This is a genomic window from Prevotella brunnea (assembly GCF_008016795.1).
Classification (GTDB): domain Bacteria; phylum Bacteroidota; class Bacteroidia; order Bacteroidales; family Bacteroidaceae; genus Prevotella; species Prevotella brunnea.
The window spans coordinates 43806-57690 of the sequence record NZ_SDIK01000005.1 but is presented as its reverse complement, the minus strand read 5'-3'; the positions used below and the strand labels follow the sequence as shown (position 1 = coordinate 57690).

The 13885-nt window shown below is 41.3% G+C and carries 10 protein-coding genes, 1 tRNA gene and 1 pseudogene; 4 read left to right on the top strand and 8 right to left on the bottom strand.

What is annotated here, in order from left to right; translation table 11 throughout:
- From ETF27_RS00540 to dnaN, 8 genes and pseudogenes are all read right to left on the bottom strand, one after another.
- Window positions 1–365, bottom strand: a pseudogene (locus ETF27_RS00540) (phage integrase SAM-like domain-containing protein); the annotation flags it as partial.
- A gap of 244 nt (window positions 366–609) precedes the next feature.
- Window positions 610–684, bottom strand: a tRNA-Arg gene (locus ETF27_RS00535).
- A gap of 68 nt (window positions 685–752) precedes the next feature.
- Complete coding sequence (locus ETF27_RS00530) at window positions 753–2417, bottom strand: tetratricopeptide repeat protein (protein WP_147785308.1); 1665 nt, start codon at window positions 2415–2417, stop codon at window positions 753–755.
- 36 nt (window positions 2418–2453) lie between these two features.
- Window positions 2454–4133, bottom strand: coding sequence for a DNA repair protein RecN (gene recN / locus ETF27_RS00525; RefSeq protein WP_147785307.1), 1680 nt, complete (start codon window positions 4131–4133; stop codon window positions 2454–2456).
- 10 nt (window positions 4134–4143) lie between these two features.
- Window positions 4144–5040: a type IX secretion system protein PorD gene (gene porD, locus ETF27_RS00520; RefSeq protein WP_449421270.1), complete on the bottom strand. Its 897-nt coding sequence runs from the start codon at window positions 5038–5040 to the stop codon at window positions 4144–4146.
- Complete coding sequence (gene coaBC / locus ETF27_RS00515) at window positions 5006–6205, bottom strand: bifunctional phosphopantothenoylcysteine decarboxylase/phosphopantothenate--cysteine ligase CoaBC (RefSeq protein ID WP_147785306.1); 1200 nt, start codon at window positions 6203–6205, stop codon at window positions 5006–5008. The genes porD and coaBC overlap by 35 nt, the downstream gene beginning before the upstream one ends.
- A gap of 3 nt (window positions 6206–6208) precedes the next feature.
- Window positions 6209–7063, bottom strand: a complete 855-nt coding sequence (locus ETF27_RS00510) for a 3'-5' exonuclease (RefSeq protein ID WP_147785305.1) — start codon at window positions 7061–7063, stop codon at window positions 6209–6211.
- A 64-nt stretch (window positions 7064–7127) separates the two neighbouring features.
- A complete protein-coding gene (dnaN, locus tag ETF27_RS00505) occupies window positions 7128–8252 on the bottom strand; it encodes a DNA polymerase III subunit beta (protein WP_130829365.1) in 1125 nt (374 codons plus the stop codon).
- Between the two features lie 208 nt (window positions 8253–8460).
- On the opposite strand from dnaN, the gene ETF27_RS00500 reads away from it, so the two are divergent.
- From ETF27_RS00500 to ETF27_RS00485, 4 genes are all read left to right on the top strand, one after another.
- Window positions 8461–8874 carry a DUF3127 domain-containing protein gene (locus ETF27_RS00500; RefSeq protein WP_130829364.1) on the top strand — a complete coding sequence of 138 codons (414 nt, stop codon included), beginning with the start codon at window positions 8461–8463 and terminating at the stop codon, window positions 8872–8874.
- A gap of 713 nt (window positions 8875–9587) precedes the next feature.
- Window positions 9588–10931 carry a hypothetical protein gene (locus tag ETF27_RS00495; RefSeq protein ID WP_130829363.1) on the top strand — a complete coding sequence of 448 codons (1344 nt, stop codon included), beginning with the start codon at window positions 9588–9590 and terminating at the stop codon, window positions 10929–10931.
- Window positions 10932–10977: 46 nt separating this feature from the next.
- Window positions 10978–12162: an imelysin family protein gene (locus tag ETF27_RS00490; protein WP_130829749.1), complete on the top strand. Its 1185-nt coding sequence runs from the start codon at window positions 10978–10980 to the stop codon at window positions 12160–12162.
- Window positions 12163–12272: 110 nt separating this feature from the next.
- Window positions 12273–13859, top strand: coding sequence for a di-heme oxidoredictase family protein (locus ETF27_RS00485; protein WP_130829362.1), 1587 nt, complete (start codon window positions 12273–12275; stop codon window positions 13857–13859).
- Window positions 13860–13885: the final 26 nt, after the last annotated feature.

Sequence of the window (13885 nt, the reverse complement as noted above, 5' to 3'; positions counted from 1 at the left end):
CTTTTATAGGACAGTACCTTTTCTTGCTTAATGGATTGTTCCATATACAGCAAGAAATTTACCGAGCCTTTACTTTTGGCAAATGGATTGTCTTCTGTTTCGTAATAATAGGAGTCAAACTTCTCAACGGATAGCTTATCGTCAAGAACACTCATTGCAGCCAAAATCTGCTCACATCTTTTCTTGATAGCACATACCTTAGGAGAACTTATGAAAGTCTCCAGTTCATCAGGAGCTACATCACCAAGAGAAATATATTTTCTCTCGGTTCTACTGATATAGACACGGACCTCAACTTTTCCTTTGTCGCGTTTGTCGGCTACCTTTTTTCGGTCAAAGATGACCACAACTTCCTGTTTTGCCATATTAGCATCATTTTTGTGGAGAAGGGAGGTTGGTGGAAAAAGTGGTAACACATTGTGTATTCTGGTAACACAAATTGGTAACACATTTTATTCCCGAGAGCTCCTTTTTGCTCTCATTACTTCCCATTACCACGGGGTTTAACATTAAGTATAAACACCTCTAAATGTGCTAATTAGCTTACAAGTGGCTCATTCTAAACAAAAAAAAGGATTTTGTTGTCAAAATCCTCTTTTTCTTAGGTTGTGATTCCGTTGGGGTTCGAACCCAAGACCCACAGCTTAGAAGGCTGTTGCTCTAATCCAACTGAGCTACGGAACCATCAAAATCGGGTGCAAAATTAGTAAATCCGTTCTTTATTGCCAAATTTTTTAATTTTTTTTATTCTTTTATTTGTACTTCTCCAAGAAAGAATCTGCTTGATCATTTCCCTGTTCTTTGGCTTTTTGAATATTTTTTATCCCTTCTTCCTTTTGGTTGCTTTGACATTGTGCTATTCCCAATATCAAGTAAGCCTCAGCATAATCCGGTTTAAGTTCTATTGCTTGTTTTGCCGCGCTGATGGCTGCTTCAAATTTATTTACGCGAAGCAAAAGACTTCCGGCTTCAGCACAATATATTGGCTCTTTAGGGTCTAACCGGGAGGCAATGAGAATGTCTTGCAGTGCTTGTTGCCATAACTTTCCTTTCGCTTCGCATTGTTCTCGCATATAGTAGAATTCTGCTCCCAATTGTCCTCGATAGAAGTATTCATAAGCGTAGTAATCCTTCATGGCAAGCCGGTATTGCCCCATTTTGTCTAACTGTTGGGCACGAGCGAAGAAGTAGGGAGCTGATGTTCGTACATATGGTGTATCGCAGAGTTCAATACTTTGATTCAACAAATTGAGAATTTCATTGTCGTCCCCATTCAATTGTTGTTTGCATTGCGCCATTTCAAGATACAACTCCGGATTTTTTATGGAAGAGGTGGTAAGGGCTTCAAATGCTTTGTAAGCTTTTTCGTAATCCCTTTTTGCAAATATGAGTTTTGCTTGCAAATGCCTATATTGTGGGTTTGGTTTAATTTTGTTCGCCTCCTGAACTTCTTTCATCGCTTCATCAAGTGTCCATCCTAAGTCTTTCACAGTTTTTGATGTTGTGGTATTTAGGACACACTGGTATTGTATTCTTGCAAAGTTATAATGTGCCACATCTTTAGCTGTAGTTTTTGCAATCGCTTCTCTCAGCACTTTGTCCGCTTTTTCAAATTCCTTTTTGCTAATCAATAAATTAGCTTTTGCTGCGTATCCGTCATTTAGTTGTGGGAACTTTTTCAAAAACTCATCTACGATTCCTTCTCTATATTTTTCCGGTTTGTCTGTCGATAACATGAGTGCTATAATGGCATCTTCTTGTTCGGTTGGTAACGCCACCCTTATGAAACAGTCGCGAAGTGTAAGGTCATTTTGAGAAAGTCCGGAAATGTTGAAGTCTCGGGCGAAAGTCGCATCTGTGGCACTTCGTATTTCATTATTGAAAGCATACATTCCGATAGCTTGTCCCATATCGTTGGTAACCAAAGCTCCATTGCACTGTTCATCGGCAGAAGTTACAAGCACGCTATAGTTGTATTTTTCCATAAACTTCTCCACCCTTTTCACAGTGGCTTTCTCTGCAGAATGACTTTTAGATGTGGTAACTATCCATGCATTAGAATTGCTTGTAATATTGGATGTTAAGTTAATTGGTGTTGTGGATGCGTTGATTTTGAATTTCGTGATGTCGTAGATTCCATTTGCACCCATGATAGCTTCAACTTCGTGCTTTTGTCCTTTATTGTCTATAACGACAGCCCGGCTTGCACCGATAAAAGGTTTCCAAGGACTGACGCATACCCCATTGGTAGTAATAAAGAAGCCGTTAGAGTTTGCCAATATGGATCCATCTGCTTTAAATGTAGTAAGTGTGAAAGTGGAGTTTGCTGCTTTCTTTATGTTAGATGGTTGCGCCAATACCGTACCATGATAAATGATAAATATGAGCGTTAGGAATGTTTTGATAATCTTTTTCATACAACTTGTTTATGTTTATTCCAATGTTGTTCTATATTAATTTATTTTCTCTCTTATACTATATTCCAATAATTCTTTCGCGTTGCGTAAAGCTGCTTCGCTGATGTCAGATCCGGAAAGCATTTGAGCTATTTCCGTGATGCGTTCCTCTTGGGTTAGCTCCCTTAGATGGCTGGTTGTTCCCATTTCCGTGTCTTTTTTTTCTACTTTGTAATGACTCGTCCCCATTGCGGCGATTTGTGGCAAATGAGTAATGGAGATTACTTGTCTGTCATGTTTTCCCATTTCCTGCATGGTAAGTGCCATTTGCTGTGCTATCTTGCCACTTACGCCGGTATCAATTTCGTCGAAGATGATGGTTGGAAGTTGAAGAGCTCCCGTTATCATCGCTTTCATCGATAGCATGACGCGCGCGATTTCTCCGCCTGAAGCTACATGGGCAACAGGTTGTAGCGGACTATTCTTATTGGCAGAGAAAAGAAACTCTATGGCGTCGGTTCCATTGTCGCTCATTGGCTTTTCATGAATATCAATGCAGAACCTAATATTAGGAATACCCATGGGAATAAGTTTCTTTTTCAATTCCTCTTCTATCAGTTTAGCTGCTTTTTGTCTTGTTGCTGTTAATAGCTTAGCTTGTTTCCTACAGTCGTTTCGCTTTTGCTCAACTTCCATTTCGAGCTCCCTAATATCTTCCGAACTATTATCGATGCTGTTTAGTTGTATTTTTAAATCGTTTTTAGTATCGATTAGCTCTTTCAAAGTTTCTACATGGAACTTTTGTTCAAGGTGATAGATGTTATCCAACCGTTGGTTTATTCTATCCAATTCCATGGGATTAAAATCTATATCCTCTTTATTTGTTCCAATTTCACTGCCGATATCTTGTAATTCAATGTAGGCAGACTCTAATCGCTCTGCCAAGTCTTTGTTTTTTGGAAAAACGGAAATGATATTTTGCATTGCTTCGGAAGCTTTTTTCAACATGTCTATGACACCCGTGTCTTCATTATTAAGTGCGTTGTCTGCCTCATATAATGCACTCTTTATTTCCTCCGCATGTGAGAGGGCTCTGCTTTCTATTTCCAAACTTTCTTGTTCTCCTTCTTGCAAATTAGCGTTATCGAGTTCATCAAATTGAAACCTGATGAAGTCTTCGTTCTCTTTGCGCTCTCGGATATCATTTTTCAGTTGTTCCAACTTTTTCTCCGATGAAATATAAGTACTGTACATGACTTGATATTCTTTCAGTTTTGCGGTGTTCTGTGCCATGGTATCTATGACGTTCAGTTGGAAGTCTTGTTTTTGCAGGAGTAGATTTTGGTGTTGTGAGTGGATGTCAACCAGTTGCTCTCCCAATATTTTCATTTGCGATAAGGAAACCGGTGTGTCATTAATAAATGCTCTTGACTTCCCCTTATCGGTGAGTTCTCTTCGTAAGAGTGTTTCTTTAGGTTCAAAATCGATATTGTTCTCATTAAAAAAAATCTCAAAATCGTATTTCTCTATATCGAATAATGCCTCTATGATACATTTCTTTTCCCCTTGCTTGATTTGTTTGCTGTCGGCTCTATTGCCTAACAGCAGTCCTATGGCTCCTAAAATGATGCTTTTTCCGGCTCCCGTCTCACCGCTGATGACGGAAAAGCCCGAATGGAAGTCAATGTCCAACTTATCGATTAACGCAAAGTTTTTTATGTAAAGATGCTTGAGCATGATCGTTTTCTTATTTTTTTATTTTCTCCCAAGTAGCGTTCTGGCTGGCGTTGATGCCGAAAAGAATTTCATAAACTGCTTCTTTCTCTTTTTGTGTACCTTTCCCGAAATAGATTTGTGCTAATTCTTCTTTCTTATAATCTGTCCATATTTGTGTGAGCAGACTCATGGGGCGTCCTTCATGGGCTTTCTTTAAGTCGTTTTCCAGCGTTGTTGTAATGTTTGTCCTGCCTCGTTCCACGCTGTTTGCCATCTCGTCAAGTCCCATCCTGTAATAATTGTATTGAAGTTGTCTGAAAGGTTTTAGAGCCTCATCAAGATAGTCGTTGATGAAAGCGAATCGGTTGTGAGGATTCTCAAAAGCTTTCCACCCCGTGAAATTAAGATTTTGTGCGTTATTGGTTAAGTTCAAACATCTTCTGAGTATATCCTCACCGCCCATCGGTGAGAAAGAATCAAGGTCCATTCCGATGATGAGATAAGCATAATATGCAAAGAGAGCCGTCAGCTGATTGTCGATATTTTCCTCATTAAATTCCAACTGATCGAATTGTGCGAACTCAAAGTTAAATTCTCCATCTTGATTATTATATAAGGTGGTTGTATAAGCAGAGTTATATACCGGTCTGTTGGCTTGTATCAGAGCCGTGCAACTGAAAGCGTTGCTGCTTGGGTCATATTTAGTAACCGTGATGTTAAAATTGCAAATGATGCGTTCGTTTTTTTGAAACTTCAAGTTGGTCCATTGGCGTTCGTTTACAAACTGTTCCAATGTTTGTTGAAGGTTTTCAAATATAGAAGCATCAGTGCCTTGTATCTGGTTATGGTTGATTTTTATTTTTGCCTGCAATTCCTGTGCAAGAGTATTATGACTATAAGATAGCAGACAATTCATCAACAATATCATGAGCCACTTGCATCTTCTTTTTTTTCTCATACTTCTTTTTCCCTTTCCTTGAGATGATTGTGATTTGATTTTCATCAGATTGGAATGTTGTTCCCGGAATTTTAGTTGAATTCAAAACGATGAAGTCAGCATTCTTTCTCTCCAGTTTTTCCTTGGCGTGCACTTCTTCATCGTTTGTTTCAAGTGCGAAAGCTACGAGTTTTTGGTCATCTCTCTTCTGTCGTCCAAGTGTGGCAGCAATATCTTGAGTTGGCTCAAGGTCAATGTGTAAACCCTCTTTCCCACGTTTTATTTTATGGTTGGATACAATTTGTGGCTTGAAATCGGCAACTGCCGCACAAAGAATTGCTGCGTCTGCCATGGGGAAAGCTGTGAGGCATGCCTCGAACATCTGTTGGCAGCTTTCCACGTTGATGCGCTTGATGGATGGGGAACAATCCAAATGTACGGGACCTGTTATGAGTGTTACTTCAGCACCTCTTCTCCGGCACTCTTCTGCTAAGGCAAACCCCATTTTTCCGGACGAGTAATTTCCTATAAAACGAACAGGGTCTATCTTCTCGTAAGTGGGACCGGCTGTAATCAGTATTTTTTTTTCAGAGAAGTCTTTGTTTGTTCTTTCTTCTCGAAAGAAATCTTCCAAAGCCTTAACGATTTTTTCCGGTTCTTCCATGCGTCCTTTTCCTTCCAGTCCGCTTGCCAAGAATCCTCTTCCGGGTTCGATGATATGGTTGCCTCTTTTTTGCAACGTTTGTAAATTTTCTTGCGTAGAGGGATGTCTGAACATATCAAGATCCATAGCCGGAGCGATAAATACCGGTGCTTTCATGGAGAGATAAGTGGTAACGAGCATGTTATCGGCTATGCCATTACACAATTTTCCAATAGTCGATGCTGTACACGGAGCTATCAGCATGGCATCTGCCCATAGTCCAAGATCGACATGCGAATGCCACGTGCCGTCACGTTGTGAAAAGAAATCGCTGATAACCGGTTTATGTGTTAGTGCGGAAAGCGTTATGGGGGTGATGAACTCCTTTCCCGCAGGCGTGATGACAACTTGCACTTCGGCACCTTTTTTTATGAGTTGGCGAATAATCAAACAACTTTTATATGCCGCAATCGATCCGGTAATCCCCAGAACTATTTTCTTTCCTTCCAGCATATCTTATTTGTTTTGAAGTTCTCGAAGGCGGATGCGTGTCAATACTTGCTTTGTGTTGTAGGTGAAGTCGTTGGCAAGCATCCAACTATAATAGCCGGGGTCTTTGCGAAGAACTTCTGCAACGTCCCAGCCTTTATACTTCCCGAAATTAAAAACCTCGTGACGTTGTGGTTTGTTTTGCTTATCAAGGAGAACATTACCGTCTTTGTCAGTTATGTCTTTCCAAATAATCCTTCCGGCAAAATCCACAAATTCGTTCATTCGGGAAAACTCTGCCAGCTCATTCATGTCGTTCTGTAATATTCGTTCCGGGTCGGTTTGTTTTTGGGGTGAATACATTTCAATTTGTCCTTGCAGCACTTTCCAAGTTGCCTCGGTGTCCTCGTCAGCTTGATGGGCGCGAAAATCTTCTTCCATCTTCCTACCGCAGTAGAATTCATAGGCAGCGGCTAAGTTTCTTCGTTCCATCTTGTGAAAGATGTTTTGTGCATCGATGAGTTTAGATTTTGAGAAGTCGAAATTTACACCTGCACGCAGAAACTCTTCAGCCAGCATAGGTACATCGAAGCGATTGGAATTGAAGCCCGCGAAGTCACATCCCATGAACTTAGAAGCCAGCTCGGCGGCTTTTTCCTTGAAAGTTGGCGCATCTGCCACTCGTTCGTTTGAGATACCTGTTAATTGTTCCACCTCTGTGGGAATTTCTTTTTCCGGGTTAATAAAAATATTTTCTCGTTCTTCTTTTCCGTCCGTATGTACCTTTATATATGAAATTTGTATGATACGGTCTTTAACAAGGTCAAGCCCCGTTGTCTCGAGATCGAAGACAATCAGGGGCTTCGTAAGGTTTAATCGCATTTCTAACTTTTTTTAAATGATTTTCGACAGCAAGTTTTATGTATCTGCCCAATTCTGCCTGAGTTTAATCATTTAGCAGCATGGGCATGATGAGCATGAGAATGTTCTCATTTTCCGGGCACTCGCTTGGAATGATAATTCCTGCTCGTGATGGGTCGGCAAGTTGAATATTAACGTCATCGCCGGAGAGATTGTTCAATATTTCAATCATGCTTGACCCTTTGAAGCCTATGTTCATGGGGTTGCCGACGTAATCGCAGATGATGCTCTCCTTGGCATTGGTTGCGAAATCTATATCTTCTGCGTTGAGGTCTAATTGTCCGTTGTTGATGTGGAAGCGTATCAATTGTGAAGAGTCGCTTGCGAAGGGTAAGACACGTCTGATGGCACCGAGAAGGGATTTGCGATCAATCGCAATTTGATAGGGATTGTTGTTCGGAATAACGCTGTTGTAATTGGGATAGGTGCCTTCGATGAGACGGCAAGTGAGATTACCGTCAGCGTAAGAAAATTCGGCGGACCGTGTATCGAAGCGGATAACTACATCACCACCATCCTTTGTTAATACATTTTTCAGCAAATTAGCGGGTTTCTTTGGAAGAATGAACGATGCCGGTGCTTCGCTTTTTATGGAGGTGATAGTGTTGCGTACCAATTTATGTCCGTCAGTGGCCACAATCGCCAGCGCATCGGGTGTAAGGTCGAAGAAAATACCGTTCATCACCGGCCTCAACTCGTCTTGTGCCGTAGCGAAGATAGTGCGCGTAATGTCTTCCGAGAGTATTTCGGAGTCAATGACTATGCTTGTGGCATCCTCTGCCACGGGCTGTGCTTTAGGATATTCTTCCGCATTGAGTATGGGAAAATTGCATGAACCGTTCTGATAGGTAATATAAATCTTGAACTCCTCGAAATTTACGTCCACGTTCAAGGGTTGTTCCGGAAGTTCTTTTACAGCGTTTAAGATGGTTTGGTTTTTTACAGCAAATGCGCCTTCTCCCTCAGAACTGTCAAGGTTTAAGGTGGATTGCATCACGTTCTCGCTGTCCGAGGCTGTGATTTTGAGTTGTCCATCTTGTACGTTAAAAAGAAAGCATTCCAAAATCGCGAGTGAATTTTTGCTGTTAATAACACGCGAAAGTGTCAACAATCTACTGCCCAATGCAGTACTTGAAATTGTAAATCTCATGAGCGTCCTATGTATTTTAGTTATTATTCATTCTGTTACAGAAAGCCTTACACCCGGATGGTCGTAAAACTTTCTCTTTTATTCTACAAAAATACAAAAAACACACCGAAAAACAAAAATTAAGAATAAAAGTTTTTGTTTTTAGAACTTTTTTTAGTAATTTCGCATTCGGAATAAACATTAAAATATAAATATTACTTCAGAATATATGGAATTACAAGGAAGAGTCATCGCCGTATTGGAAGCTCGTGAGGGAACTTCGGCACGTGGTCCGTGGAAATCACAGGAGTATGTAATTGAAACACATGATCAATTTCCTCGCAAGATGGTATTCAACATCTTTGGTGCAGAAAGGATTGATCAGTTTGGAATCAAGGCCGGTGAAGAGATAATCGTGAGTTTCGATATTGACGCACATGAATATCAGGGGCGTTGGTACAATAATATCCGTGCTTGGAATATTCAGCGAATAGATGCTGCTGCCGTTCAAGCCGCTGCTCCTATAGCCGCCGCTACACCAACTCAATCTCAGCCCTCCGGCAACCCGGCAACCACTGCCGGCAATCAGGATCCGTTCCCACCGGCAACGGAATCATCTGCCGATGATGATTTACCTTTCTGACAAAGGTCGATAAAGTTTTATATCCCTCTTCTGATTAAATTGTAGGAAGGGGGATTTTTCTTTTCCATGAGCCCATGTTGAAGAAGTTAAGTTGTTAAGTGGGTATTCAAAATTAAACGTATATACCTTTCTTAGTTTTTTGATTTCACTTTACCACAATCTCTTCGTCTTTTTTCTTCATTCTTCAGCCTTTCAACGGTCGAATAGCTCATTACGCTCCCTTTTCAAGTCAAAAGGCTGATTGAAAATCAAACGAAAATATTGTTGCAATTATTTTTGAACACCTATTTATTAAATAAATAAGGTGTAAAGGAATGTCATGCGGTTTGTAAATTTGCTAAAACATTTTTTACCACTCATTGGTAATCCTCTTACCACTCATTGGTAATCCCCTTACCGCTCATTGGTAATCCTCTTACCACTCACTGGTAATTCTCTTAACAAGGAACTATGGTTTTTGAGTGCTCAGACGATTTTGAATTATTGTTTATTCCAACGGTTAGCAGAAATCAGTGGGACAAAGTGTTTTTTTACCTGATGTTTGGTTGGTTTTTAGCAGAATACTAATAATAAATGGGGATATGAACCCTTGAAAATATGTTTTTATTTCTTTATATTTGATAAATTTACCCACATTTGGGTATTGTTCCGGTAGCGCAAAACCTCTAATTTTGCAACAAAATCAGAAGTAATTAAACTAAGAAAAAAACAAAATGAAACGTCTATTAATCATTGTCTCGATCGGAGCTTTTCTCCTGACGAATTGTCCTTGTAAGATGAAGGCGCAGAGCGATTCTCTCAGCAGTTCGAAGTTAGATAAAAGCGCGGTCAGAGGTAAATGTGATAAGTGTGCCTCTCGTAAAAAAAGCAAGTTTACGCTTGGTGGTTACGGAGAGGCAGTAACGAGTCGTCTATTCTATTCAGATAATATCAATCGCTATAGTAAAGCGGAAAGGTATAAAGATGCCAAGAGTAGGGGACAGACCGATTTGCCACATGTGGTGCTGATGTTAGGTTATGACTTTGGTAAAGGTTGGTCGATGAATTCAGAAATAGAGTTTGAGCATGGCGGAACGGAGAGTGCCATGGAAATGGAGGATGAAGAATTTGGCGAATGGGAAGGTGAGATAGAGCGAGGAGGAGAAGTTGCGTTGGAGCAATTCTGGATTCAGAAGTCATTTTGCCCCGAACTGAATATTCGTGTGGGCCATGACATTGTGCCCATAGGTTATACCAACGCACATCATACACCCAACGAGTTCTTTACGGTCTATCGACCTGAAGGTGAAAGTCAGATCCTTCCCTGCACATGGCATCAGACCGGAATTTCGGTCTGGGGACGTTGGAAGTTTTTGCGTTATCAGCTTATGTTCCTTCCGGGTTTGAACTCATTGATGTTTAGCAAAGACCAATGGATAAAGAATGGTGCTGCCAGTGCGTTTGAGTTTACGCCGTCCAACAAATATGCCACAGCTGTCCGTTTTGATTTCTATCCCATTCGGGGATTACGTTTGGGTTTGAGTGGTTATTATGGACAATCGTTCAATAATACGCTGCAGAGTGATGAACGTGGTAAATATAAAGACGTGAAAGGCACCGTTGTTATTGGGTCGTTCGATTTTAATTATCAAGGTCATGGCTGGCGCGTTCTCGGAAACTTTGACTATGGTCATCTTGGAGATGCCGATATCATTTCCATCTACAATCGTTCGCAGAGTTCGTCTTCGCCTTACAAACGTACACTTGTGGGCGATCGGGCTCATGCTGCCGGCATACAAGTGGGATACGATGTACTGAACTTGTTCCCTATGCTGCGCGACAAGAAGCAGAAACTTTACTGCTTTGGAGCCTATGAGCACTATGATGCTTATCATCCGGTGAAAGGAAACAGTGATTATGAATGGACCGATCGACAGCGTATGGCATTCGGTATTAACTATTTCCCCATGAAGGAATTACAAGTCAAGGCTGAATTCAGTAAGCGTTTTCTCAAAAAGCAATTCAACGATGAACCGAGTGTTTCCATAGGCATTGCTTATGCAGGTTTCTTCTTGTAAGATATATCTTTAACTAACCATTTATACATAATAAATAAAAATGAGAATGAAAAAAGTTTTTAATTATGCTTTCTTGGCATTTCTTGCGTTATCTCTTTCAACAACATTTGTCTCTTGTAGCGATGAAAATGAAGATAAACCGTTGTCGCAGTCGGAAGAGCGCGATAAGGCTTATAATGAAATTGCTGATGCCTTCGTGAATAATACAGTGGTTCCCACTTATGAGCAAATGGCGCTGAAGGCTTCCGCCTTAGTGGAAGATCTGAAAACCTATCGGAAAAATCCGACACAAGACAATCTCAACAAAGCTTGTGAGGATTTTCTCCTCTCACGTCAATGGTGGGAACGCAGTGAGGCTTTCCTTTTTGGTGCAGCTTCTGATTTTGGTATTGATCCGCATATCGACTCATGGCCTCTCGACCTTCCGGCTTTGCAAAAATATCTTGCTACCGCAACGAATATCGAGGATCTCAATGGCGAAGACTTTGATATCGCTGCACGCACGAAACTCGGTCAGGAATTATTGGGTTATCATGGTGTGGAATACATACTATTTGATGAGGGGAAGCCTCGTATCGCAGGTTCTATAGAAGATAAGTATTTGGTTTATGCTATTGCCGTTGCAGGCGATTTGCGAAACAGCTGCTGGCAACTCTTGACCTCATGGGCAGGTAAGGAATATGCGTCAAAGCTCGATGCAGATTTGGTGAGACACATCATAGAAGATGTAGAACTGTCTGTTACCGTAGGGGGAAAAGATTTGTCGTATGGAGAGAATATCCTCATGGCAGGCAAACCCGGTTCTATCTATAGGTCTTGGGTAAACGCTCTACAATCCATCGTGTCAGGATGCAACGATATTTGCGATGAGGTGGGTACTTCAAAAATAGGCTCCGCACATACCGGTCAAGATATATCCTATATTGAGTCTCCATATAGCAGGATGTCGATCGAGGATTTCCATAACAATATTATTTCCGTAGAAAATGTTTACTATGGCGGTATTGAGGGCAAGCGTGGCAAAGCTTCCATGCACAACTATATGGCTAAGAATAACAAGGCTATGGATATGGAAGTGGTGAATGCCATCAAGGAAGCAAAGGATGCCATCAAGGGCATGAAAGCTCCTTTTGTTGAAAATTATAAGGATGCCAGCTGCGAGAAAGCCATGGATGCTTGTAAAGCTTTAGATGAGACGCTCAGTAAACTCAAGAGCGCACTGGAAAAATAAGTGAATGAGGTTTCTAAGAACTCTTCACTCAATAGGTTGAATTTATCAGGTGGGTTGTTCATATCATGATGATGACCCACCTTTAAAAAAGTATAGCTATGAAAAAAAGAATGAAGAAGAGTACATCGTTTCTCTTTTTGATCACCATGACAATGATGTGGGGTAGTCTTGCCGCATGTCATGATGATGTGAATTTGCCTAAACCCAATCCGGGTGAAAAAACAGAGTTGGCAGACGAGTGGTATGCCGGTGGAAAACTCGGCACAACTTTCAATGCGACTGCCAGTGCATACGAAGATCCGACTCCTGCCATAGAGGAAGCCGGATTAGAGTATCAATTTAAGATGGGTGAGTACTTCTTTGAACGTCCGTACAACTCCAGCACTCGTCCGTTCAATGGGCGAGGTCCGCTCTATTCGCGTCCCTCCTGCGAGAGTTGTCATTGTGGCTATGGTCATGGTTGGCGCATTACCCGGTTTGATCCCAAGCAATGGGGCAATTCCACAGAACTTGAGATATGTAATTCTGATGGAGACTTGCTGTCGTTTTTCAGTCCAAAATTTCAGGGCATGCCTCCTTTCAAATCTTATCTTGACCCGGCAAAGGTTAAAATCACATGGAAAGAGTACGTCGATGATTGGGGTAATGCTTTTCCAGATGGTGAGCATTATAGTCTGATTTATCCGGAGGTGGAAATACCAGAGGATGGTTACTATGTGAAACCTTCACATAATGGCAAACCGGTTGATGTAAAAGACATTACGATACGTTTAAAAAATGCCATTCCTTTCTTTGGCAATGGTCTTATTGGTGCCATTGATGACGACAGTTTGCTGCTTCAGTGGAAACGCGAAGAGGCGCACGTCCCACTCGACCCAACTCGGTTTAAGAATGGTCAGTGGGCAGCAATCGATCCCATAACGAAGCTTCCTTTCCGCTTTGGACATTTCCTTGACTTAAGTACTTTTACATGGGATGTGCAACATTGGGCTAATTTTAATGTAACTCGTAAGGGGCATACCAGCATCAATGTAACGAAGGAGTATGCGCTTACTGCCAGCAAGGATCCTGAAGTGCAAAAAGTTTTTTATAAATATTATCCAGAATGGAAAAAGACGGGTAATCCTGAGAAAGACATTTATAATTATTTTATGAGCGATGACCACCCCATTGAAATGAAGGATGGAGATTACCTGAATTATATGGTTTGGCTTCGCGGACTTGCGGTTCCAGCAGCTCGCAATTTGGATGACCCTGCTGTTCAGAGAGGTAAGCAGCTCTTTACGGAGATTGGATGCGCAACTTGCCATCGTCCAATGTGGATAACAGGAAACGACTTGTTCAAATATCCGGGTGATCTTAATTTTACTCCCAACGATGCTCGCTTGCCACATTATCCGAAACAAAAGATATGGCCTTATACTGATTTAGTGTCTCATCGTTTGTACATGAAGAATGATGTGCGAAAAGGATGGATACGCACACCGCCCCTTTGGGGAAAAGGACTGATGAAAGTCTGCACGGGACATGATGATCGTCTTTACGATGCTCGCGCACGTAATGTCATAGAGGCTATTATGTGGCATGGCTGCTCTCGTGAAGGCGGTGTGTCTCACGCACGTTGGACCACTAAGAAATTCCGTGAATTAAAAAAGGAAGACCGACAGGCCATTGTGAAATTCATAGAATCCATATAATACTTGTCAGTCAGTCCATCTGTTGA

Bases quoted from the DNA above. Each gene is read 5' to 3' on its own strand.
- ETF27_RS00530 (WP_147785308.1), bottom strand. From the start codon at position 2,417: ATGAAAAAGATTATCAAAACATTCCTAACGCTCATATTTATCATTTAT.
- ETF27_RS00490 (WP_130829749.1), top strand. From the start codon at position 10,978: ATGAAAAAAGTTTTTAATTATGCTTTCTTGGCATTTCTTGCGTTATCT.
- ETF27_RS00500 (WP_130829364.1), top strand. From the start codon at position 8,461: ATGGAATTACAAGGAAGAGTCATCGCCGTATTGGAAGCTCGTGAGGGA.
- ETF27_RS00485 (WP_130829362.1), top strand. From the start codon at position 12,273: ATGAAGAAGAGTACATCGTTTCTCTTTTTGATCACCATGACAATGATG.
- porD (WP_449421270.1), bottom strand. From the start codon at position 5,040: ATGATATTGTTGATGAATTGTCTGCTATCTTATAGTCATAATACTCTT.
- recN (WP_147785307.1), bottom strand. From the start codon at position 4,133: ATGCTCAAGCATCTTTACATAAAAAACTTTGCGTTAATCGATAAGTTG.
- dnaN (WP_130829365.1), bottom strand. From the start codon at position 8,252: ATGAGATTTACAATTTCAAGTACTGCATTGGGCAGTAGATTGTTGACA.
- ETF27_RS00495 (WP_130829363.1), top strand. From the start codon at position 9,588: ATGAAACGTCTATTAATCATTGTCTCGATCGGAGCTTTTCTCCTGACG.
- ETF27_RS00510 (WP_147785305.1), bottom strand. From the start codon at position 7,063: ATGCGATTAAACCTTACGAAGCCCCTGATTGTCTTCGATCTCGAGACA.
- coaBC (WP_147785306.1), bottom strand. From the start codon at position 6,205: ATGCTGGAAGGAAAGAAAATAGTTCTGGGGATTACCGGATCGATTGCG.